The sequence below is a fragment of the Asticcacaulis sp. genome, from assembly GCF_051954415.1.
Lineage (GTDB): Bacteria > Pseudomonadota > Alphaproteobacteria > Caulobacterales > Caulobacteraceae > Asticcacaulis.
In genome coordinates this window covers 131,733-153,069 of record NZ_JBQCHT010000012.1, presented here as the reverse complement: position 1 = coordinate 153,069, position 21,337 = coordinate 131,733, and the positions used below count along the sequence as shown (strand labels likewise).

The 21,337-nt window shown below is 60.2% G+C and carries 22 protein-coding genes; 7 read left to right on the top strand and 15 right to left on the bottom strand.

The window, feature by feature from the left end; all coding sequences use genetic code 11:
* Positions 1-41: 41 nt before the first annotated feature.
* A complete protein-coding gene (locus tag ACTHND_RS04495; RefSeq protein WP_440176157.1) occupies positions 42-1,520 on the bottom strand; it encodes a nucleoside hydrolase-like domain-containing protein in 1,479 nt (492 codons plus the stop codon).
* Between the two features lie 183 nt (positions 1,521-1,703).
* Between ACTHND_RS04495 and ACTHND_RS04490 the strand changes: the two genes are divergently transcribed.
* From ACTHND_RS04490 to ACTHND_RS04475, 4 genes are all read left to right on the top strand, one after another.
* On the top strand, positions 1,704-2,294 hold the full coding sequence (locus ACTHND_RS04490; protein ID WP_440176156.1) for a hypothetical protein: 591 nt from the start codon (positions 1,704-1,706) through the stop codon (positions 2,292-2,294).
* Positions 2,295-2,528: 234 nt separating this feature from the next.
* Complete coding sequence (locus ACTHND_RS04485) at positions 2,529-4,820, top strand: DUF6311 domain-containing protein (protein ID WP_440176154.1); 2,292 nt, start codon at positions 2,529-2,531, stop codon at positions 4,818-4,820.
* Positions 4,821-5,030: 210 nt separating this feature from the next.
* Positions 5,031-5,504: a transcription elongation factor GreA gene (greA, locus tag ACTHND_RS04480; RefSeq protein ID WP_090650332.1), complete on the top strand. Its 474-nt coding sequence runs from the start codon at positions 5,031-5,033 to the stop codon at positions 5,502-5,504.
* Positions 5,505-5,651: 147 nt separating this feature from the next.
* The gene (locus tag ACTHND_RS04475) at positions 5,652-6,638 is read left to right on the top strand and encodes a mitochondrial fission ELM1 family protein (RefSeq protein WP_440176152.1); all 987 of its coding nucleotides are present in this window, start codon (positions 5,652-5,654) and stop codon (positions 6,636-6,638) included.
* 66 nt (positions 6,639-6,704) lie between these two features.
* Here ACTHND_RS04475 and ACTHND_RS04470 read toward each other — a convergent pair whose 3' ends face one another.
* The gene (locus ACTHND_RS04470; RefSeq protein ID WP_090650335.1) at positions 6,705-6,965 is read right to left on the bottom strand and encodes a GlsB/YeaQ/YmgE family stress response membrane protein; all 261 of its coding nucleotides are present in this window, start codon (positions 6,963-6,965) and stop codon (positions 6,705-6,707) included.
* A 220-nt stretch (positions 6,966-7,185) separates the two neighbouring features.
* On the opposite strand from ACTHND_RS04470, the gene trxB reads away from it, so the two are divergent.
* Positions 7,186-8,226 carry a thioredoxin-disulfide reductase gene (gene trxB, locus ACTHND_RS04465; protein WP_440176151.1) on the top strand — a complete coding sequence of 347 codons (1,041 nt, stop codon included), beginning with the start codon at positions 7,186-7,188 and terminating at the stop codon, positions 8,224-8,226.
* A 143-nt stretch (positions 8,227-8,369) separates the two neighbouring features.
* Positions 8,370-8,855, top strand: a complete 486-nt coding sequence (locus tag ACTHND_RS04460) for an Hsp20 family protein (protein WP_440176150.1) — start codon at positions 8,370-8,372, stop codon at positions 8,853-8,855.
* A gap of 228 nt (positions 8,856-9,083) precedes the next feature.
* On the opposite strand, the gene ACTHND_RS04455 is transcribed toward ACTHND_RS04460, so the two are convergent.
* From ACTHND_RS04455 to ACTHND_RS04405, 11 genes are all read right to left on the bottom strand, one after another.
* A complete protein-coding gene (locus tag ACTHND_RS04455) occupies positions 9,084-9,422 on the bottom strand; it encodes a hypothetical protein (protein ID WP_440176148.1) in 339 nt (112 codons plus the stop codon).
* Positions 9,412-9,840, bottom strand: coding sequence for an EVE domain-containing protein (locus tag ACTHND_RS04450; protein WP_440176146.1), 429 nt, complete (start codon positions 9,838-9,840; stop codon positions 9,412-9,414). The genes ACTHND_RS04455 and ACTHND_RS04450 overlap by 11 nt, the downstream gene beginning before the upstream one ends.
* Complete coding sequence (locus ACTHND_RS04445; RefSeq protein WP_440176143.1) at positions 9,837-10,211, bottom strand: GFA family protein; 375 nt, start codon at positions 10,209-10,211, stop codon at positions 9,837-9,839. Before ACTHND_RS04445 ends, ACTHND_RS04450 begins: the two co-directional genes overlap by 4 nt.
* A gap of 52 nt (positions 10,212-10,263) precedes the next feature.
* Positions 10,264-11,517, bottom strand: coding sequence for a pentapeptide repeat-containing protein (locus ACTHND_RS04440; RefSeq protein ID WP_303829633.1), 1,254 nt, complete (start codon positions 11,515-11,517; stop codon positions 10,264-10,266).
* A 62-nt stretch (positions 11,518-11,579) separates the two neighbouring features.
* Entirely contained in the window at positions 11,580-12,206 is a 627-nt protein-coding gene (locus ACTHND_RS04435) for a bifunctional diaminohydroxyphosphoribosylaminopyrimidine deaminase/5-amino-6-(5-phosphoribosylamino)uracil reductase RibD (protein WP_440176141.1), read from the bottom strand.
* Positions 12,203-12,916, bottom strand: a complete 714-nt coding sequence (gpmA, locus tag ACTHND_RS04430; protein ID WP_440176139.1) for a 2,3-diphosphoglycerate-dependent phosphoglycerate mutase — start codon at positions 12,914-12,916, stop codon at positions 12,203-12,205. Before gpmA ends, ACTHND_RS04435 begins: the two co-directional genes overlap by 4 nt.
* A gap of 46 nt (positions 12,917-12,962) precedes the next feature.
* A complete protein-coding gene (locus ACTHND_RS04425; protein ID WP_440176137.1) occupies positions 12,963-13,766 on the bottom strand; it encodes an MOSC domain-containing protein in 804 nt (267 codons plus the stop codon).
* Entirely contained in the window at positions 13,763-13,969 is a 207-nt protein-coding gene (locus ACTHND_RS04420; RefSeq protein WP_440176134.1) for a hypothetical protein, read from the bottom strand. Before ACTHND_RS04420 ends, ACTHND_RS04425 begins: the two co-directional genes overlap by 4 nt.
* Positions 13,969-14,337 carry a hypothetical protein gene (locus ACTHND_RS04415; protein WP_440176133.1) on the bottom strand — a complete coding sequence of 123 codons (369 nt, stop codon included), beginning with the start codon at positions 14,335-14,337 and terminating at the stop codon, positions 13,969-13,971. Before ACTHND_RS04415 ends, ACTHND_RS04420 begins: the two co-directional genes overlap by 1 nt.
* Positions 14,338-14,345: 8 nt before the next feature.
* Entirely contained in the window at positions 14,346-15,419 is a 1,074-nt protein-coding gene (gene prfA / locus ACTHND_RS04410) for a peptide chain release factor 1 (RefSeq protein WP_440176293.1), read from the bottom strand.
* A 102-nt stretch (positions 15,420-15,521) separates the two neighbouring features.
* Positions 15,522-16,121, bottom strand: coding sequence for a glutathione S-transferase N-terminal domain-containing protein (locus ACTHND_RS04405; protein WP_440176130.1), 600 nt, complete (start codon positions 16,119-16,121; stop codon positions 15,522-15,524).
* Positions 16,122-16,328: 207 nt separating this feature from the next.
* On the opposite strand from ACTHND_RS04405, the gene ACTHND_RS04400 reads away from it, so the two are divergent.
* Positions 16,329-18,566 (top strand): putative bifunctional diguanylate cyclase/phosphodiesterase, encoded by a 2,238-nt coding sequence (locus tag ACTHND_RS04400; protein WP_440176128.1) that lies wholly within the window; start codon positions 16,329-16,331, stop codon positions 18,564-18,566.
* 214 nt (positions 18,567-18,780) lie between these two features.
* Here the strand turns inward: ACTHND_RS04400 and ispG are convergent, their stop codons facing one another.
* Positions 18,781-19,896: a flavodoxin-dependent (E)-4-hydroxy-3-methylbut-2-enyl-diphosphate synthase gene (gene ispG, locus ACTHND_RS04395; RefSeq protein ID WP_440176126.1), complete on the bottom strand. Its 1,116-nt coding sequence runs from the start codon at positions 19,894-19,896 to the stop codon at positions 18,781-18,783.
* A 166-nt stretch (positions 19,897-20,062) separates the two neighbouring features.
* Positions 20,063-21,262 carry a helix-turn-helix domain-containing protein gene (locus ACTHND_RS04390; RefSeq protein WP_440176124.1) on the bottom strand — a complete coding sequence of 400 codons (1,200 nt, stop codon included), beginning with the start codon at positions 21,260-21,262 and terminating at the stop codon, positions 20,063-20,065.
* Positions 21,263-21,337: the final 75 nt, after the last annotated feature.

The window sequence follows — 21,337 nt, the reverse complement described above, 5'->3', positions numbered from 1 at the left end:
CCGCGGCGATCCTCAAAAATCACCGCGGGTTCATGAACTGATCAGGGCTGGATTTTCACCGTCACCCGTTTATAGCGCGTCAGGGGCGGCGTACCCTTGTCCGTTACGCGAACAATAAATTCCGTCGTTTCCGGCCGGGTGACGGTCGTGCCCTCCACCCAGACGCCCTGAACGTCTTCCGCGGACATTTTCATGATTGTCTTGAGGGTGCCGGCTTCGGGATACTGGAACCAGAGATAGGTCAGGCTGTCGCCGTCGGGATCGGTCGTTCCCTTGGCGCTGAGCGCGAAGCCCTGACCGGATTTCACGGTCAGGACTTCAGGCACATCGAGTCGCACGACGGGCGGATGGTTCGCTTCATTGAACGGTTTCGTTGTCCACGCCATGCGCGCGGCGAAATCGTTCTGGAAATCGTCCCGCCAGCGCCACAGGCTGACCTTGTTGCCTGAAAACGTCTTCGTGCCGAAATGTATGGCGCGGTTGTATTCCCCCATTTCCGGCGGCGCATAGTCGTCACTCGCATTAGTCCAGATAGGCCGCGTTTCCGGCACATAAGGCACGCCGCCCGGCATATTCCCCGCTGCATCGGCATAGGGCTGCGGCTTGTAGAGTTCATAACGGCCGCCCCAGCCCCCTTTGTCGGGATGCTCCGGATCATTCAGTCCGTTGGGGATCAGTGACAGGAAGGAGGGCGTGTCCCCTTCCATGCCATAGCCGACATCGGGATAAATGGCGCCCAGCGGGCCATGCCCCTGCTGGATATTGTCCGCCAGCCATTTATTGCTGATGGTTGTGTTGTCTATGCCGGGAATGACCGAGTTGATCGCTATCCAGGTTGAGGCACCATAATCGCCGGGACTGACGATATAGAACAGGCTGGGGAAATTCGTCCTGATCCATGTGCCCGTATCGTCCTGGTCGGAAATGGTATGGACCCTGAGTTTGGCGATAAGCCTGGCAGCTTCGGCTTCGCTCATCGTGTGCTTTATCTTGTAGAGCGCCTGGGCCAGTGTATTGGTGCCGCCCCAGGCGGTCACCCAGACCGGGCGGTCGTCCTTTTCCTGCAACACCTGAATGATACGGTCAGAACCGGGCGAATCCTTGCCTTCGCCGACACCGGCCATGCCATAGACCGGCAGCCCCTGACGGACGAGCGAGAGCAGGTCGTTCGCCTGCGGATAGTCTTTCTCATGCAAAAGCAGATTATCCCGGACCTGACCATAGGCGCCAATCACCTCACGAACGGACTGCGGATTGACTGTGCTTTTCATCCAGACAGAAGTGGTCGCTATCAGCCCCTCGATATCGATCTCGTTTGAATAGAGCATCAAGCGGACAAGTGATTCCGTATCGTCCGGGTCGGCGCCGACATCGGTGAGCACAATGAGCCGTTGTTTGTTGGTTTGGGCCGGTGCATTCGCCGCGACCGTTGCCGCTTGAGCTGCCAGTGGAAAAGATGCGGACAGGCCGGCCAGACACAGGGACAGGGCAAAAGGAAAGAAAGTTGTTTTCTTTAGCATGTTATCGCTCCCATTTTTATGAATGCACGCTAACCTAAACCTGCGGTCGCGCAAGCCCCAATCGTTCACTGCCTTGCCGGTTGCCCCGGTCAAAAAATGCCGGTCTCTTAAAAAGCCCTTAAGGCTGATATTCTAAAATCGCGGGCGGATGCGCAGGTATCCATTGTTTTTGAGGTCAGGTTCATGGAAGTCACCCCCGTCCCGTCCGTCAATGCCTCGCTGGCGCCGCTGCGCGTGCAGCCGGTCACGGCCGCGCCGGAACGCCTGCCCCCAGAACGCCTACAGAGTGACCGCTACGCCACCGCCTTCTCGCTCAATCAGGCACAGTTCAATGCTTTGACGGCCTTCCTTGGCAGCGCCGAGGCCGGCACCCAACTGGATAAGCGCCTCAAAGCCATTCAGGCCCTGCGCGGCCTGGCGGCGCGCGGGCAGTTGCGTGGCATCGACTCGAAGAATGCCCGCCTGTTTCATCAGTTGACGGATCAAAGCGATCTCGGCCAGCGCGAAGCCGCCATCCAGCAGGATGAGGTGGCCGCCATCAATGCCGCCATCGCCCGTCAGACGCCGCCGGCCCAGGCGCAGAAGACCTTCTTCGATCATCTGTCCCCGGACGATCAGGCCATCCACTTCGAACTGAACGTCAACGCCATCAATATGCACGGTTTTCAGCGCTACGGTTCGCTTGAGGACTATCGCCGCAAGCTGGCCGAAGCCGCGGCCAAAGCCTCTCAGGACGCCCTGCCGCCGGCGGCGCTCGTTTCCGGTGTCATCTGACCCGCTGTCGCCCGTAACAAAAAGTCAACCGTTCACATGCTTGTGAACTGCGGCAAATGCGCTATGATTGCGCTGCAAAAAATTGCGACCGCCGCGCCTTCTATTGCCGCAAAAAAGTCATGCGGCTTGGGCAAAGGCACGATTGTTGCACACCCGCGCCCTACCTTAATCTGAGTACAAGACACAATGACCTTGCCGAATTGGCTCCGTCCCGGCCAGCTATACGCGAAACTCATGCAAGCCCTCAGGCAGACCCCGCCCGCCGTCTGGACCGGCCTGCATCGTGGCCTGTGCGTGATTGCGCCGCTTTTGCTGTTCGCTGCCTTTTTCGACGTCAATGTAGTCAACCCGACGCGCATCGGCTGGCTGATGGAGCATGACTGGGGCCAGCATGTGCTGGGCTGGAACGCCTGGCGCCGGATGCCCTGGTCGACCTTCAACCACGAGACGCTTCTGGGTGCGCCGGTCGGCAACACCATCTTCTCGACCGACTCAAACCCTTTGTTTGCCTTTATCTTCAAGCCTTTCCGCCAGTGGCTGCCGGATAATTTCCAGTATATCGGCCCGTGGTTCCTGTTCTGCGTGGTGATGCACTTCACCTTCGCCTACAAGCTGATCCGCCCGCACGCGCCCGGCAGGTGGACCGCGCTCGGCGGCGCGATCGCCCTGTCCGCCCTGCCGATGCTCTACTATCGGATGCGCCACGATACCCTGGTGGCCCAGTGGCTGATCCTGTGGGGCTTCCATCTCTTCATCAATGTGAAGGACGACAGGCTGCCCGAAGGTTCCGGCTGGCGTTTCGTCCTGAGCTGGTTCCGTAATGGCGAAAAAATGCTCGGCTGGTCGGCCCTGCTGTTCGTTACCGGCATGGTCCATCCCTATCTGCTGTTCATGATCGCTGCCATATTTGGCGGTGACTGCATCAAGCGCTTCTTCGGCGGCGTCCAGGCGGATTTTTCCGAGCGCAAACTCAAGCTGACCGCCGACTGGAAAACCCTGCTCGACGCCGTGATCCGCGCCATCCCGCCGCTCGCCCTGGCCGTGCTGGCCCTCTATATCGGCGGCAGCTTCAACAAGGGCATGAGCCCCGGCGCCGGCGGCTATGGCTACTATTCCTTCCCGCTCGATGGCTGGTTCAATCCGGTCAAACCGGAGTTCTCAACCATTCTCAAGGCGTGGCCGCTCGATGGCGGGCAGTCCTTTGAAGGCTACCAGTATCTCGGATTCGGCCTGATCGTGCTGGTGATCGCCGCCATCGTGCTCTACATTACCACCCCGGAAGCGAAAGCGGCGCGCGGCTTCATTGCCGCTTTGCGCCCCCTGACCATTCCCTTCCTGCTGCTGCTGCTGATCGCCACTTCCAATCACGCGCAGTTCTACGGCTACGACATCTGGAGGTTCAGGCTGCCCGACGAACTGCGCAATCCGGCCGCCATCCTGCGTGCGTCCGGCCGCCTGACCTGGCCGATCACCTACCTGCTGGTCGCAACCGCCCTTGTGGTCCTGTTCAAGAGCCGTCCGAAGACCATCGCCATCCTGCTGCCGCTGGTTCTGGTCGTGCAGGCCTATGACATCTCCGGCATGTCCAAAGCCATGCGCCAGGCCACGCAACTCGCCGCCTCCGACCAGATTTTCTACGAGACGCCGAGCCCTGAATGGGACCAGTTGGTCAGTGCCGCCAAGGGCATCGATTTCTACCCCGCCAATGTGCACATGAACGACAAGTTGTTCTATGAACTGACCTGGCGCGCCACCTCGCAGGTCAAGCCGGTCAATACCATGTATGCGGCGCGTGAAAACCTGATCCAGATCGCCAATCAGGAAGCCGGCATGGACGCCTTTAAGCGCGGCGAGGTCAAGTCCGACCACCTGTTCGTCTTCCTGAAGCAGTGCGATGCACCGCAGGAACTGTGGCCGCGCCTGCGGATGCTTGACGGCGTGTGGATCATCCCGCCAAAGGACAGCCATATCGACCTGCCGAAGCCCGAATGGTCGCCGCTTCGTTCGGAGGTCCGCTTCGGCTGGCTGGATCAGGGCACCTGCCTGCTTGATGAAAACTGGTCGCGCCCGGAATATGACGGCGTGTGGAGCGAGGGCCCGGCGGCCAACCTGCGTATCCCGATCAAACACGTCCAGTTCGATACGCCCAAGCCCAAGGAACTGGACATGACGATGAAGGCCAAGAGCCGCCAGCCGGTCCTGGTCAGCGTCTTCGTCAACGGCGTCAAGGTGGGCGAGGTCAATCTCACCAACCGCACCACGCTCAATACCCTGCCCCTGCCGGCCTCGGCCCTGCGCAGCGAAAACCTCCGGATCCGCTTCCTGGTCGAGGAGCCGGCGAAGGATGAGGAAGAGGTCGTTGCCACGAAAGCCGCGGAAAAATTCACCGGTCGCGGCGCCGCCTTCAAAGCCGCCAAGGCCGCTGCCGCCATTCCGGTGGATGCCCGCGCCCTCGGCATCAAGCTGATCGACATCAAGCTTGTCGATCCGAATGCGCCGGTGCCCGCCGCGCCGCTGGCCGGCTGAATCCATTCGATAAACCGGCAGCCCGCAAAAGTTCTTTTAAATCACGGCAAATAGAACTATAAGGGCTGCCGGTTTCGTTTTGTGCACTGCGTCAGCAGGAAACGAACAAGCCCACCATCGAAAGTATTCGTCCTGACCGGTTGTTGTCCCCCTCAACCGACGTCAGGATTTTTGTCATTCCTCAGGGCGGAATAAAGATTTTAATCGCACATGGAAAAAGTGCCGATGACCGTCGCGGGCTACCAGGTTCTCGACGATGAACTGAAGCGTTTGAAGTCGGTCGAGCGCCCGAGCGTGATCGCCGCCATTTCGGAAGCGCGCGCCCATGGCGACCTGTCAGAAAACGCCGAATACCACGCCGCCAAGGAGCGTCAGGGCTGGATCGAAGGCCAGATCGCCGAGATCGAGGACAAGATCAGCCGCGCCCAGGTGATCGATGTATCGAAGCTTTCCGGCAATAAGATCAAGTTCGGCGCCACGGTCACCGTGATCGACGAGGACACCGAGGAAGAAGGCCGCTACCAGGTGGTCGGCGACCATGAGGCCGACGTGAAATCGGGCAAGATTTCGCTGTCGTCGCCGCTGTCGCGCGCCATGATCGGCAAGGAGGTCGGTGATGTCGTGGAGGTCCAGACCCCCGGTGGCGTCAAGGCGTACGAAATTCTCAAGGTTGAATGGCTCTGACGGAAATGCGGGACCAATAAGGTCTTGCTTTTTTGCGCTGCAATGAACACAACGGCTTGCGCGGATCTGGTCAATATCAGGTCCGCGCACGTTTTTGACGTTTATCGTGAATCGCCCGGCCTGGCCGTGTGAGGATGGGAGTGAGGTATGCCTCTGCCGCTCATAATCTGGGCCGTGTCCGATGGACGGGCGGGCATTGAAAACCAGGTTCTGGGATTGGCCGAAGCCGTGGCGCGGATCAGCCCGGCCAAGATCATCAAGAAACGTATTCGTTACAACGATCTGTTTGACCGCCTGCCCTCGGCGCTCAAGATCATGCCTGACCGAATGTTAAGCCCTGGCAGCGATACGCTGGATGCCCCCTGGCCGGATATCTGGATTGCCGCGGGCCGCGCCACCATTCCGCACAGCAGCCGGATGCGGGCCCGGTCCAAAGGACAGACCTTTGTGGTCCAGCTCCAGGATCCGCGCCATAACCTGAAGGCGTTCGATCTAGTTATCGCCCCCGAGCATGATCATGTCGAAGGCGGGAATGTCCTGTCGATCATCGGCTCCACTAACCGTATCGAAGCCACGAAGCTGAACAACGGCCTCAAGGCGTGGCGCAACAAGCTGAAGGGCCTGCCGAAGCCCCGCGTCGCCGTCCTGATCGGCGGGCGGTCGAAAGCCTATGACCTCGACGCCGCCCATGCCCGGATACTCGCCGAGGAGGTTCATGCGGCCATTACCCAAGCCAAGGGCTCAGTGCTGCTGACGGTATCCCGCCGCACGCCGCTGGAAGCCCGCGTCGTAATCGAGGACATATTGAAAGACCTGCCCGGCATTATCTATGACGGTCTGGGCGACAATCCCTATTTCGCCTTCCTCAAGGCCGCCGATCATTTCCTGGTGACCGAGGATTCGGTCAATATGGTCACCGAAGCCGCGTCTACCGGCAAGCCGATCCAGATCCTCAGCCTGGAACGGCGCTCTCTCGGTTCCGGGGAAAAATTCGAGGATTTTCACGAGACCCTGCGCGCCAAGGGCATTACCCATCCGTTTAACGGCTCGCTGGCCGGCGCCCCCTATCCGCCGCTCGATGAAACCCGCCGTGCCGCCGAATACCTGCTGGATATGTATCACAGCCGGAAATAACCAAAAAAACAGCCGACGAAGCTCTCACTCTTCGCCGGCTGCTTTATAAGGGCTGAAACGTTTAAGTTAAACGTGTCGGCCCCGCATCATGCGACCGAGCGCAATCAGGATACAGGCGCCGATAATGCCGGCGATCAGGTAACCGATCACGCCGCCGAAACCGATACCGACCATCGAAAACAGGGCGTTGGCGACGATCGAACCGACAATACCCAGGATGATGTTCATCAGAAGCCCCTGGTTGGACTTCATGATCTGCTCAGCGACCCAGCCGGCGGCCGCCCCTACAATAATGGCCAGAAGCCAGCCAATGCCTTGTTCTTGCATGATATCACCTCTTTCATGACCTCCGCGAACAGCCCGCGGATTTAGGACAAGCCTAATCTGCCCAAAAAGGTTTTGGGATATGGTTCGGCGGCCAGATTGCAAAGTTTCGGAAAAGAACAAGGTGTTGAAAAGCGCCGCCAGCCTGCAATTACTGATGACATTCGCCGCATCACTACCTATCTAATGGCCGTTAACTTTTCCGATTCCGCAGGTTCCCGTCATGTCCAAGCCCCGTCCCCTTCGCTGCGCCATCATCGGCACCGGCCCCGCCGGCTGGACTGCCGCCATCTATGCGGCGCGCGGCCTGCTGTCGCCGGTCATCTTCACCGGCCCGCAGGACGGCGGCCAGTTGACGATCACCACGGACGTGGAGAACTATCCCGGTTTCGCCGAGGTGGTGCAGGGCCCGTGGCTGATGGACCAGATGAAGGCCCAGGCCGTCCATATGGGCACCGAAATCATCGGCGAAATTGTCACCAAGGCTGACCTGTCGAAGCGCCCCTTCCTGCTGGAAACCGAGAGCGGCGCGCAGTTCCTGGCCGAGACGGTCATCATCGCCACCGGCGCCCAGGCCAAGTGGCTGGGTCTCGAATCTGAAAAGACCTACCAGGGTTTCGGCGTTTCGGCCTGCGCCACCTGCGATGGCTTCTTCTACCGTAACAAGGTGGTGGCCGTGGTGGGCGGCGGAAACACGGCGGTTGAGGAAGCGCTGTTCCTCACCAAGTTCGCCGCCAAGGTCTATCTGATCCACCGCCGTGAGCAACTGCGCGCCGAAAAGATCCTGGTCGAGCGCCTGCTCAATGATCCGAAGATCGAACCGATCTGGAATGTCGCCATCGATGAAATCCTGGGCGAGACCAATGAATTCGGCGGCGCGGGCGTGGTAGGTGTGCGCCTGCAGGACGTCAATACGGGCGAAAACCGCGTCGTTGATCTCGACGGTGTCTTCATCGCCATCGGCCATGCGCCTTCCTCGCAACTGTTTGAAGGCCAGTTGGAAACCAAGTCAGGCGGCTATCTTGTCGTCGAACCGGGCACACCGAAGACCTCGATCAAGGGCGTCTTCGCCGCCGGCGATGTCACCGACGATGTCTATCGCCAGGCCGTAACGGCCGCCGGCATGGGCTGTCAGGCGGCGCTGGAGGCCATCCGCCTGATCGCGGAAGAGGACCACCACCACAGCCTGCTGACCGCGAAAGAAATCGCTGAAGATTTTTCGCACCTGACCCTTGAACAGCAGAAAGTCGCTACCAAATCATAAAGCGAAGGCGCCGATACCGGGCCTTCTGGTTTAGCAACACCGCCCAGTTGGGGGTGTAGATGTTGAGCCAAATCAAACCTTTACGGATTAAGAAGCAGCGCGCCTGCACACCCGTAATGTCTCGCTTTTTGAAGGAGAGCCCTATGCGTACCGCAATTGATTTTTCCCCCCTGTACCGTTCCGCCGTTGGCTTTGATCGTCTGGTCAACCTGCTCGACAGCGCCGCCCGCACCGATACGGCGCCGGGCTGGCCGCCTTACAATATCGAGCGCCTGCCGGCTGCCGAAGGCGAAGACCAGGGAGATTCCTACCGCATCGAAGTGGCTGTCGCCGGCTTCCGCCCCGACCAGCTCAATATCGAAGTGAAGGAAAATGTCCTGACCGTCACCGGCAAGAAGGACGATGATGCCGCTACCCGCACCTTCCTGCATCGCGGCCTCGCCGAACGGTCTTTTGAGCGCCGTTTCCAGCTCGCCGATCATATCAAAGTGACCGAAGCCGACCTCGCCAACGGCCTGCTCTCGATCACGCTCAAGCTTGAAGTGCCGGAAGCCAAGAAGGCAAAGACCATCGCCATCAAGACGGCCAACACCAACGACTCCGCGCCGGTCCTGACTGCCGCCGAGTAATCTCTGCCGCGTGCCTGAGATAGGCGTCTCGGGCACGCCTCCTGTTGCTCCCCAAACTCAAGCACTTTCTGAAAAGTGTAACGCACTTTTCAGATTAAAAAGTGCGTCAACTAAAGTGTGTGTTGCGCGGTTCCCTGACGGTAGACCGCGCCCAAGACCCCCGGCCCCTCTGATCTCCGCCTGCCATCCCTCGGGCGTTTGACGGTCAGGCGACAAGCCGGGGGTCTTTTATTTTGCCGGCAAGGTCTCGACGAAGTGCCGCGACAGGTCCAGCAGACGGTCGAACACCGGCGGCGGGCACTCCGCTTCATCGATGAAAATAAAGCCCGTCATGCGCCGCCCGCCGTGAATCATCGGCCGCGTGCCGGCAATAGCCAGGGCTTCGGCTTCATTGTCGTGGCCGGGCCGGAACATCAACTGCTCCTCACCGGTTTTCAGCGTTCTGTGGCTGACCAGCATATTGCCGTTCAGCAGGAAAACCAGGCCGCCCATCATCCGCTTTTCCGTGATCTTCGCCGCGCCCAGCGCATCACGGATGCGCAGCGACACCGGTTCACTACAGGCCATCTTTTTCTCCCGTCATCGCCGCGCCGATCACGGCGAAATCACCGGCGCTGAGCTCCAGCAGACCGAAGCGCAAAGCATACCCCCAGTTACGCTCTTTTGTCAGGTCGAGCGTGCCCAGCAGGGGACGGATCGGCTGCTCGCGGCTCTCTGACCATTCAACATCCCGGCGAAAGGGCTGGAAACCCTCCGACATATATCCCTGGTATGGCTCGCCTTCCCGGATACGGCCAATGGCGGTGAAGGATTGAAAACCGTCCTTCACGCCCATCTTCTCCGAAGGCGAATAATAAACGATCCCATCGCCCGCCTTCATGCGCTTGAGCGGTCCCAGGTTGCCGTGATTGACCTGCATGAAGCCTTCCGCCCGCCCACGCCGGACATGCTCACCACAGGCTACGGCCAGCCAGAAGCGCGTCACCACAGGTTCCGGCCGTCGAGAACCTGGACCGGGGCGGCGTCCAGGTCGAAACCCTCAAGCAGGCGCGCATTTATGGCGATCTGCGGATGGTCGAAATCCGGCTTGTAATCGACCCAGCTCGGCGACACATTATAGGTGGTGCACCCGCAGCCATTGCAGAAATGCAGCCCCACCATCCGGCTTTGCCAGCGATATTCGCTGTCCTTCGCCGGATCATTGGCCGGGTCGAAAACAATCTGGTCCGGCGTGTAATAGGCCCACAAGGCGCCGCGCTTGCTGCAGATCGAACAGGTGCAGCGCGTGACCGTTTCCGGCGCCTTATCGATGGTGAATTGGGTGGCGCCGCAATGGCAGCTTCCTTTGACAGTCATGACAGTCTCCTCAATGCTGGAGACATCTTACGCATCATACTGCCAATTTATGTCAGGAGGCGATGCGTCCGCGCAGAGCCACGCAGGTGGTATGCTCCAACGCTTCCAGATTCATCATGGCGCCCTGGAGATTTGAACGCGAAATATCCGCGCCATCGAGACGTGCCAGTTTCATGTCGGAATCGGTGAAATTGACATTGCGCATACGGGTGTCACGCAGATCCGCCGGCAGGAAGCGCGTGGCGTCGATCTTCAGCGCACCGAGATTGGCGCCTTCGAGATTGGCGCCATCCAGACGCGCCCGCGCCATGCGCACGCCGCGCAGATCGGCGCCGGCCAGGTTGCAGTTGCGCAGGTCGGCGTCTTCGAGATGCGCGCCTTGAAGTTGCACACCACGCATGTCCAGTCCGTAAAAAACTGCGCCCTTGGCCGAAAGCGCCGCCAGGTTCAGCCCCTTGATCGAGCCCAGGCCACGCAGGTCGGCATTATCGAATTTGGAAGGTGTGCCTTCCTTGCCGAGCGTATCGACCCACAGGGCATGATCGCGCAGCATCTGGCCATAGGGCAGATTGGTGACATCCGTGCCCTGCGGCTTGTCGGTCAGCACACCGGTCATGTCGGTTTGGGAAGTCCGCCACATGTCGGTCTTGGCGCCGATCAGCACGGCATCGCGCAAGGAGGCCCCGGAAAGGTCGGCACCGGAAAGATCGGCCCCCGCCAGGTCGACATTGTCCATGATGCACTGCTTGAGATTGGCGCGGATCAGCTTGCACGACTTCATGGTCGCGTCGGTGAAATCGGCCTTCATCGCCTGGATGCCGGAAAGCTTGGAACGCTCCAGATTGGCCCCGCGCAGATTGGCATAGGTGGCTTCCGATGAGCGCATGGAGATTTCGACGTAAGATAAGCCCGCCTGCTTATCCGGCAGGGCCAGGGCGCCTTCGCGCAGGTCGGCTTCGTATAGGTCGCAATCGGAGAGGTTGGCGCCGCGTAATGAGGCGCCGCGCAGGTCGGCCCGGCGCATGGAGGCATGGCTGAGATTGGCCAGTTGCAGGTCGGCGCAATAGAGATTGCAGGTATCGAGCACCGTATTGGTCAGGTCGCAATCCATCAGGATGGCGGCGGTGAAATCGGCATCATTGAGCACGCGGCCGGAGAGATTCAGGCCCGACAGGTCACACCACGCGAAGACTGCCCGCGCCCCGCCCGGCTTCATGGCGCGCAGGCGTTCGTGCTTCGTGCAGATCGTGTCGACCTGCGTCTGGTTAAGCTTGGTGTAGCGTGTATCGCCGGCGGTGGCGGTCATGCGGACGGGCTTTCCTCGATATCAGGACAGGCAGTCTTCCACAAAAACCTTAAAAATTTGGGTTATCCAGCCATTAAGCCTGATGCGACGAGCGCCAGCGCCAGGTCAGACCCGACCGGAACCGACAGATGGCGGTAACCACGGCCCGCCCACGCCACCAGTTCGGCTTCCAGATCATCGCTTTCAGGCGCGAATACGGCGTCGAAGCCCTGCCCTTGCGTATCGGCCTGAACGAGCGGCCGGCCGGTGCGGTGATAGTAGGCGGTCGGGGCGATCAGGCCGTCGGCTTCCCCCGCCAGCAGGCCGGATTCGACCCTGATCCCGGCAGCTTTCATGCGTTCTACGCCGATATGCGAGGCGAAGGGCGACGGATCATCGCAGGCATAGACAACGCGGGCCACGCCGGCCTCAACGAGCCTCTGCGAGCACGAGCAGCCACCATTGGAGCGCTGGCCGCAGGGTTCGAGCGTGACATAGGCGGTGGCGCCCCTGGCCGTCATGCCCGCCTTATCGAGCGCGATTTCCTCGGCATGGGGACGCCCGCCATCGCCCGTGGCGCCCTCAACGATCACCTTGCCATCTTTCACGATGATGCAGCCGACCGCCGGATTGGGCCAGGTCCGCCCCGCCTGGGACAAACCCAGCCGGAGCGCCTGTTTCATAACGGCAATGTCAGCCTCTATCGTCACTTGATTTCCGGCAGCGGGTTGGCGCGGGCTTGATCGAGGTATTTGACTGACACCGGCTTCAGGTTATCATCCAGCTTGACTACCAGCGGATTGCCGGTCGGGACTTCGATTTCCAGGATCGCCTCGTCCGACAGATCGAACAAAGACTTGATAATGGCGCGGATCGAATTGCCGTGGGCGGCCACCAATACCGTGTCGCCCGCTTTCAATGCCGGCACGATATCGCCGGTCCAGAACGGCATGACGCGGTCGAGCGTGGTTTTCAGGCTTTCGGTATCGGGCAGGTCGGCGCCGGCATAGCGACGGTCGCCCTTGAAATCATAGAGGCTGCCGGCTTCGAGCGGCGGCGGCGGTACATCGTAAGAGCGGCGCCAGATCTTGACCTGGTCCTCGCCGTGTTTGGCGGCGGTTTCGGCCTTGTCGAGGCCTGTCAGGCCGCCATAGTGGCGCTCATTCAGGCGCCAGTCCTTGACGACCGGCACAAACGACTGGCCGGCCGCTTCCAGAGCCAGGTTGCAGGTGCGGATGGCGCGGGTCAGGACCGAGGTGAACGCCTTGTCGATCTCGATGCCCTCGGCCTTGATCAGTTCGCCGCCGCGTGTCGCCTGGGCTTCGCCCTCGACGGTCAGGTTGACATCGACCCAGCCGGTGAAGCGGTTTTCCAGGTTCCACTGGCTTTGGCCGTGGCGAAGCAGGACGAGTGTAGGCATAAGGTATCTCCGGTCTGTAGAAGCTCCGGAAGGCTATAAGGCGAGTTTAATACAGGTGCAATACGTCGCCGGGCCGAACCGTTCCGCCCTTGATGATCCGGGCATAGATGCCGCAGTCACGGTGTCCGTAATTCTGCCACAGCGCCTCGCAGATATCGATATCGCGCTCGGCCGTTTCCGGATTCACATGGGTGGCGACGCAGCGGACGATAGGCTTCAGAACCTCGAATTCCGGCCCGTCCTCGCCCAGCCGGATATGTTTGCCTACCCAATCGTGATCCTCGAAAGCCGTCTGGTCTTCGACCCAGATATTGGCGCGCAGCCGCAACGGATCAAGCTCGCGGCCGATGCGCTGGCCGAGGTCACGCAGGCTGTTGAGATTGAGGAAGGAGACGAAGCCCTTGCCGGAATCGGTAAAGCGGAAGTGCGAATGCACCTCGTCCCAGCCCGGCGCGCGCAGCAGGTTGAGCGGAAAGGCGGTTGGGTCATAATCTTCGTGACGCGCCAGAATGGTCTCGATATGCCGCGCCAATGAATGACTTCCGGCCTCACTAGCCAGGTCGAAGACCCACGACTTGCCGTCCTCGTCCGTCACCTCGAAGGCATCATCCACCTCATCATAGCGGGTGCGCAGCCGCGCTACGGCGGCGAAGCGCGCCAGCACGGCGAACTTCATCTTGGAGATAGTGACTGGATTTTTGACATCAAAGCCGGAGCGGCCGGCTTCCAGCGCATAGAGCCGGTCAAACGGAAAGAAATCATCCGGGTACAGCAGCGCCTCCGGCACGGGCTCCGGAGTGAAACCCTTAACCGGATGGCGCCGGAGCGCAGAGATGACGCCCTTGTTCATGGCCGGTTTTTATACTGCAACCAGGTGATCAGGAACAGCATCAGGCTGGCGCCGGCCAGAACCGGCTGCATACTGAGCAGGGCATTCAGCAAGGGCACGCCCGTCATCAGGCTCTGATAGATCACCGCCGCCGCCAGCAGGAACTGACCGATCAGCAGCATGGCCCACAGGATGAGAACTTTGCGCAGCAGAGACTTGGACATCAGTTTTTACCTTTGGCTGCCCGCCATTTTTCATAACCAAACCAGGCCAGCAACATAACAGGCAGGTAAAGCACCAGCAGTGTCACGTCCCAATTGGTTATAAGAACCTGATGCCAATCAACCGGATTGGTGAGATAAAACTTCATCGCAAAAACGGCAATAATTACAAAATAAAGAACATACAAAAGATATGTCCACCACCTTGGTGTTTTTTGTACATTGATACCGAGAGGCAACGCGATCAACAAAAATGGCCAGAAATTCTGATCCTGCAAAGCCAGAAAGAGGGCTGCCGCAAGAAGCAAAAACGCATATAATCCAAATATAATCTGCCTGACCGTCATCACTTTTCCCTTCAAGTCAGGCAAGCCTATACCTATCCCAGCTCCTCTTCAAGCATGGCCAGCCGCTCGGCCTGATCCTCGGCGATCAGGGCATTGATCATCTGGTCCATATCGCCTTCCATGAACTGCGGGAGGTTATAGAGGGTCAGGTTGATGCGGTGGTCCGAAACACGCCCCTGCGGATAGTTATAGGTACGGATGCGTTCCGAGCGATCGCCGGAGCCGACCTGGGACTTGCGGGCGTCCGAACGCGCCGTATCGAGCGCCGTGCGCTGCATGTCGTAGAGACGGGCCTTCAGATTGCGCATGGCGATCTGGCGGTTCATGTGCTGCGACTTTTCCGACGATGTCGCCACGATGCCAGTCGGCAGGTGGGTGATGCGCACGGCGGAATCGGTCTTGTTGACGTGCTGGCCGCCGGAACCGGAGGCGCGGTAGGTATCGATGCGGATATCCTTGTCGAGAATCTCGATCTCGACATCTTCCGCTTCCGGCAGCACCGCCACGGTCGCCGCCGAGGTATGGATGCGGCCGCCGGCTTCAGTGGCCGGCACACGCTGGACGCGGTGGACGCCGCTCTCGAACTTCAGCTTGCCGAAGACGCCTTCGCCCGTCACCGAGGCGATGATTTCCTTGTAGCCGCCCATTTCGCCTTCGGAGACGCTGTCGATTTCAACGCGCCAGCCCTGCGCCGACGCATAGCGGCTATACATGCGGAACAGATCGCCGGCGAAGAGCGCGGCTTCGTCACCGCCGGTGCCGGCGCGCACTTCGAGAATGGCCGAGGCGTTGACGTCCTTGTCCTGTGGCGCCAGCAGCAGGGCCACGCCATGCTCCAGCTCCGGCAGGGTGGCCTTCAGATCCTGTAGTTCCTCGGCCGCCAGGGGCGACAGGTCGGGATCATTCAGCGCTGCCATCTCTTCCAGTTCGGGCACCGACTGACGCGCCTTGTGCAGGCGGGTCACGGCGTCGAAGACTGGCTTCAGTTCGGCATGTTCCTTCGACAGCCTGACAATCTCGGCGCCATCGGTCGCGGATTCCATGCGCGCTTCGATCATCTGGAAGCGGTCCATGACCTGGGCCAGCTTGGCGTCGGGAAGGTGTATCAAGCGTTCTCTCTCGTCAAAACAGGGGGCAGGGAAAGCCCCTCCCACCACTTCGTGGTCCCCCCTCCCCGCTTCGCAGGGCGGGAGAAGGTCGCTGTACCCCTATTTCGGATAGGTATCAATGAAGCTCTGCCGCTTTTCCAGTTCGGACTGCAAGGCGGCGACGCGCGGCGCAATGGCCCGCCAGTCGAGATGGGCCATGCGGAAATCGCAAAATGTTGCCGCCACACCCAGAGTCAGGGTTCCCATGTCGAAAACATTCGCGTCCGGACACATCCCATCGGCCACGGCGAAGGCGCGCTTCAGATTATCTTCCCAGCGCTCCAGCCAGAAGGGTGACCGCTCGGTTTCCGGACGGCGGTTTTCATAGACGATCTTGGCCATCATCTCGTTGAGACCGGCGGCCACGGTTTCCACGCGCCTGACCCGCCAGTAGTCATCGGTGCCATAGTCGGGCAGCAGGCGCGGCCCCTCGCCTTGCGTCGCCAGCCACGCGCTGATCAGGCCGCTGTCGGTCCAGCAAACGCCGTCATCATCGATCAGGGCCGGAAGCTGCGACAGCGGATTGGCAGCTACCAGATCCGGCGCGGCCTCCACCGGGAGACGCGATACCTCCTCGATCCGCGCTGCCAGCCCTCTTTCCCTTACGACAACACGGACCTTCCGTACAAAGACGGATGTGGAACTGACAAATAATTTCATAACCGCGTTACCCAATTAAGATTTCAACTGCTCTGGTCGTGACGCGCAAAACCTTGCTCGTCAAGGATGCGGCCATCTATTTTATCCTGTTTTCCGGCACAGAATTCTTAATAATCGTTTAAATAAAAATGGCCGATGTTTGCCTTAATTTAAGATATCTACAGTAACCTTACCCTGACATATAACTCACCTCAGAATGAGGACCTGGTGAAACGTAGTTCAGGCGAATTAAAACTGCTGGCGCCCATGGCCCTGATTGTGGTCGTGGCCGTGTGTGCTCTGGTGGGCAGTCTGTGGGTATGGGCCGAGCAAGCCGACCATATGTCGCGCACCCGTGAGGAAAAGCTCGTCATGCTGGGCCTCAACCAGATGGCGGACGACCATTCGCAACTGATGACGCCGATCACCATCTGGGACAAGGCGGTCGAAAGCACCGCCGTCAAATATGACGACACATGGGTAAAGAGCAATATTGGCGACTATTTCAACAATTTCCTCAATTTTGAGTCCAACCTCCTGCTGAACGACAAGGGCGAGGTCGTCTTCGCCTACCAGAACGGCAAGGAGGCCGATATCGCCCGCCTGGCCGGCGCCGCGCGCCAGACCAGCAGTCTGGTGGCGGGGCTGCGCCAGACCTATGAAGACCGCCGCGCCCGCGGATTACCCGCCACGACCGAAAGCAACCATACCGGCCGCCTGATGGCGATGAATGGCCATATCTATGTTGTGGGCGCCAGCCTGCTGCTTTCCGACAAAGCCGATTCCCCCTTGCTGAAATACAAGCCGTTTGTCGCCATCGGTATGCACGAACTGTCGAGTGACGAACTGATCGCGCTGTCGCAACGTTACATGGTGTCCGATATCAGGCTGCTGCATCCCGGCCAGCCGCGCCCCAAAGGCTCGGCGCTGGTCGCTTTCAAGGATGACAACGGCAAGGTGCTTGCGGAACTGACCTGGATGCCGGATACCCCCGGCCATACCCTCTTCATCCGCACGCTCGGCCCGGTCCTGATGATTTCGCTTGGTCTCGGCCTGATCGCGCTCGTCCTGCTGCACCAGAGCCAGCGCGCCGCGCAGGGGCTGATCGCCTCAGAAGCCAAGGCCAAACACATGGCCCTGCATGACAACCTGACCGGCCTGCCCAACCGCACCCTGTTCGCTGATCGCCTGAACCAGGCCACCGAGCGCCTGAAGCGCCAGGGCGGGCACGTCGCGGTCATGTGCATCGGGCTGGATCGGTTCAAGGATGTCAACGACACGCTGGGCCATTTGGCCGGCGATGAACTGATCCGCCACAATGCCCACAAGATCACCGGCATGATCCGTTCCGGCGATACGCTGGCGCGCCTGGGCGGCGATGAGTTCGTTATTATCCAGACCGATACCGATGGCTCTTCGGCCGCATCGCTGGCCAAGCGCATCCTCGAAGGGCTGACCGGTACGGTCAACCTCGAATCCGGCCAGGTATTTTCCTCCTGCTCGATCGGCGTCACCCTGATCGGTGATGGCGATATCGATCCCGCCGAAGCCCTGCGCCAGGCCGACCTCGCCCTCTACCGCGCCAAGGATCTCGGCCGCGGTCAGTATGCCTTCTTCGAAGTCGAGATGGACGCCACCATCAAGCTGCGCAAGACGCTGGAAACCGGCCTGCGCGAAGCCATCCATGTCGGCGATATCGACGTCGTCTACCAGCCGCAGGTCGATCACTTCGGCCATATTGTCGGCGTCGAGGCCCTGTGCCGCTGGACGCACCCGACGCGCGGCCCGGTCTCGCCCGCCTATTTCATTCCGCTCGCCGAGGAATGCGGCCTGATGAACGAACTGGGCACCCTGATCATGCGCCGCGCCATGCAGGATTCGCACCGCTGGCCGGGCCTCAAGGTCGCGGTGAACGTCTCGGCCACCCAGATGCGCAATCAGGGCTTCCTGGCCACGATCAAGGGCCTGCTGTCGGAAACAAAAACAACCGCCGAGCAGATCGAAATCGAGATTACCGAAGGTGTGCTGCTCAATGACGACAACACCACCCAGATGGTGCTGCGCGACCTGCGCCACATGGGTTTTACCATCGCGCTCGACGATTTCGGCACCGGTTATTCGTCGCTCGGTTACCTCAGCCGCTATCCGGTCGACAAGATCAAGATCGACCGGTCGTTTGTCTCCAACCTGGGTGTCGATCCGGAAGCCGAGGCGGTTATACGCGCCATCGTCAAGCTGTCCAAGGCCCTGAACCTGAACATTGTAGCCGAGGGCGTGGAAACACGCGCGCAAAAGAATATCCTGCGCCAGACGGGCTGCAATATCATCCAGGGCTACCTGTTCTCGAAGCCGGTCGCCTCTGGCGCCATCGACGAGATGATGAAGAACGAGCGTAAGCTGGCGATTATCGACGAAGAGGGTTACGTGGCACCCAAGGCGATCAAGATGACGCCACGGATGTCTTAAGACGAATTAGACGCGCTCCGAAGATAGCGGTAGCGCGAAATTACCAGGAATATCTGTGTAATCTGTGGATACTCTGTTTTCCAACGCCAAGACTCGCTTAGACGTTCTTTTTTGATCCACAGATTACACAGATATTCGAGGCAACCGCACGCTACCGCTATCGCCGGTGTATCGAATAATCAGGTTTGTCCGCTTCGCGCGGAATACCCCCGAGCTACAGCTTTTCGGCGTGGGCCTCGACCAGTTCGACGATATGTTCGATCATGTCGGCATTGCTGAGCTTGTGATCCGGCTTACCAGCCAGATAGACCATGCCGGAGCCCGCGCCCCCGCCGGTAAAGCCGACATCGGTATAGAGCGCCTCGCCAGGCCCATTGACCACGCAGCCGATGATCGACAGCGACATCGGCTTGGCAATATGGGCCAGGCGTTCTTCCAGCTTCGCCACCGTATCGATGACGTTGAATCCCTGGCGGGCGCACGACGGACAGGCAATGATATTGACCCCGCGATGGCGCAGACCAAGCGATTTCAGCAGGTCGAAACCGACCTTGATCTCCTCGACCGGATCGGCGGCCAGCGATACGCGCAGGGTATCACCGATGCCGGCCCACAGCAGGTTCCCCAAGCCGATCGCCGACTTGATCGTGCCGGTACGCAAGGGCCCCGCTTCGGTCACCCCGATATGCAGCGGGCAGTCGATGGCGTCGGCAAGCGCCGTATAGGCGGCGACCGTCAGGAAAACATCCGACGCCTTTACCGAGATCTTGAACTCATGGAAATCGTGATCTCGCAGGATATTGGCATGGAACAGCGCGCTTTCCACCATGGCTTCCGGGCACGGCTCACCGTACTTTTCCATCAGATCCTTTTCCAGCGAACCGGCATTGACGCCAATACGCATGGAGCAGCCATAATCTTTGGCGGCCTGGATCACTTCCTTCACGCGATCGGGCGAGCCGATATTGCCGGGATTGATGCGCAGGCAGGCGGCGCCCGCCTTGGCGGCCTCGATGGCGCGCTTGTAGTGGAAATGGATGTCGGCCACGATCGGCACATTGGCGTTGTCGACGATCGTTTTCAGCGCCGCGGTTGAGTCCACATCCGGGCACGATACGCGCACGATATCGGCACCCGCCTCTTCCATGGCCGCGATCTGGCGCAGGGTCGCCTGGGCATCCGAGGTCAGGGTATTGGTCATGGACTGCACGCTGATCGGCGCATCGCCACCGACGGCCACCTTGCCCACCATGATCTTGCGGCTCGGCCGGCGCTGGATCATCCGCCACGGGCGAACGTGTGTATGGTCGTGAGGTTGGTGGCTGTCCATGAACTACTGAATCTCATTATTCTCCAGCTCTTTGAGCTGGCTAGGGCAAGCGCCCGCCAAAAAACGCCATTGGGCCCATGCGAGGAGCCTCGCGGCGCTTGAGCGGATCAATGGCGCCTTATATCAGGATGCGGGTCGTTCGTCACAACCGGAATTTCAAATAATATTACTGGCTGTCCGGCTCAATCGCGGGAGGACTTTCGGACGCCGCCGCCCGCTGGCTGGGCAGGTAAGGGATCGGCCCGTTCGGCTTCTCCGCCGTCAGCGGGGCGATCGGTGCAGAGGTGGCGCGCGGCGCGCCCGCCAGTTCCCCCGCCTGGGCCTGTTTCTGGTCGAGCGCGTCAGAAAGCTGGGCGGCCCGCGCATTGATGCGGCCGACGGGCGTGACTGCGCTTTCCAGCGTCCCGGCATATTCGCCGTTGTAATACATCTCGAAGGCCGAAACATCGGACACATCGATCAGTAAATTCTGCTGGTCGGTTTCGGGCAGGCGATAGGCTTCGCCGGCACCGATGGAATGGGCGAAATAGACCGTGCCGTTCGCCGGATCGCGCACCACCAGATTGACCGTCTTGGTGGCCTGGATGGTCACCGCGGAGTTTTCCGGGGCCGCGCCATAGACCGCGCCCCGCGGATTGAACGCCTTGCGCATCTGCAGCACGTCACTGACCGGCACCGGCGCAGCGGAATTGGCGTTTCGCGCGGCCTCTATGGAGGCGAACCCTTCTTCCAGCCCCGGCGTCACATAGGGCACCGGCACGTCCTGGTCGCGCGGCGCCGGCTGCGGCTGCGACACGAAAATGGCGCCATTCAGCATGTTAGGGACGCCGGCGGCCCAGGACGAATTGCCGAACTGCGCCTCGTGGCCGCCATTGCCGAACCTGATGCTGGGCTGGCGCTGCACCACGTTCCAGATGACGATCGCAGCCACCAGACTGGCCGCCGCGCCGATATAGAGCCTGTAATTGGGCTTGTTGACATCATCGAGCGACGCACCCGATGGTGCGTGAAGCTTGGTGGCCGCTGGAGAGACCTCGCGCTTGTACATATCCGCCAGGGTTTCCTCATCAAGCCCCAGCGCTTTTGCATAGGCTTTGACATAGCCGATGGCGAAGGCGCGCGGCGGCAGAACGTCATAAGCCGCCTGCTCGAAGGCTTCGAGATAGGCGCGCCGCACGCGCGTCATTTCCGAGACCTCGGCGAGCGAAAGCCCCTGCGCCTCGCGTGTCTTTTTCAGGATTTCAGCCAGATCGAAGCGATCGGGCAGACGGCCATCGGTCGTGCCCTTGAAGGCGGAATTCGCCTCACCGCGATAGAGGCCCTGATAGGGCTCATCCTCGATGACATTGGGCTCGGTCGTACTCATAACTGTCCTGTGGTGGCGTCGCGCGACCAAACCATAGGCGGGCACAATAATCAACACGGACATGGCCTATGGCCG

What these genes read in the sequence shown, in the direction of transcription:
- ACTHND_RS04485 (WP_440176154.1), top strand. Translation starts at nt 2,529, where the DNA reads ATGCAAGCCCTCAGGCAGACCCCGCCCGCCGTCTGGACCGGCCTGCAT.
- ACTHND_RS04460 (WP_440176150.1), top strand. Translation starts at nt 8,370, where the DNA reads ATGCGTACCGCAATTGATTTTTCCCCCCTGTACCGTTCCGCCGTTGGC.
- gpmA (WP_440176139.1), bottom strand. Translation starts at nt 12,916, where the DNA reads ATGCCTACACTCGTCCTGCTTCGCCACGGCCAAAGCCAGTGGAACCTG.
- ACTHND_RS04495 (WP_440176157.1), bottom strand. Translation starts at nt 1,520, where the DNA reads ATGCTAAAGAAAACAACTTTCTTTCCTTTTGCCCTGTCCCTGTGTCTG.
- ispG (WP_440176126.1), bottom strand. Translation starts at nt 19,896, where the DNA reads ATGGACAGCCACCAACCTCACGACCATACACACGTTCGCCCGTGGCGG.
- ACTHND_RS04440 (WP_303829633.1), bottom strand. Translation starts at nt 11,517, where the DNA reads ATGACCGCCACCGCCGGCGATACACGCTACACCAAGCTTAACCAGACG.
- ACTHND_RS04490 (WP_440176156.1), top strand. Translation starts at nt 1,704, where the DNA reads ATGGAAGTCACCCCCGTCCCGTCCGTCAATGCCTCGCTGGCGCCGCTG.
- ACTHND_RS04470 (WP_090650335.1), bottom strand. Translation starts at nt 6,965, where the DNA reads ATGCAAGAACAAGGCATTGGCTGGCTTCTGGCCATTATTGTAGGGGCG.
- trxB (WP_440176151.1), top strand. Translation starts at nt 7,186, where the DNA reads ATGTCCAAGCCCCGTCCCCTTCGCTGCGCCATCATCGGCACCGGCCCC.
- greA (WP_090650332.1), top strand. Translation starts at nt 5,031, where the DNA reads ATGGAAAAAGTGCCGATGACCGTCGCGGGCTACCAGGTTCTCGACGAT.
- ACTHND_RS04405 (WP_440176130.1), bottom strand. Translation starts at nt 16,121, where the DNA reads ATGAAATTATTTGTCAGTTCCACATCCGTCTTTGTACGGAAGGTCCGT.
- ACTHND_RS04420 (WP_440176134.1), bottom strand. Translation starts at nt 13,969, where the DNA reads ATGTCCAAGTCTCTGCTGCGCAAAGTTCTCATCCTGTGGGCCATGCTG.
- ACTHND_RS04455 (WP_440176148.1), bottom strand. Translation starts at nt 9,422, where the DNA reads ATGGCCTGTAGTGAACCGGTGTCGCTGCGCATCCGTGATGCGCTGGGC.
- ACTHND_RS04475 (WP_440176152.1), top strand. Translation starts at nt 5,652, where the DNA reads ATGCCTCTGCCGCTCATAATCTGGGCCGTGTCCGATGGACGGGCGGGC.
- ACTHND_RS04390 (WP_440176124.1), bottom strand. Translation starts at nt 21,262, where the DNA reads ATGAGTACGACCGAGCCCAATGTCATCGAGGATGAGCCCTATCAGGGC.
- ACTHND_RS04425 (WP_440176137.1), bottom strand. Translation starts at nt 13,766, where the DNA reads ATGAACAAGGGCGTCATCTCTGCGCTCCGGCGCCATCCGGTTAAGGGT.
- ACTHND_RS04445 (WP_440176143.1), bottom strand. Translation starts at nt 10,211, where the DNA reads ATGACTGTCAAAGGAAGCTGCCATTGCGGCGCCACCCAATTCACCATC.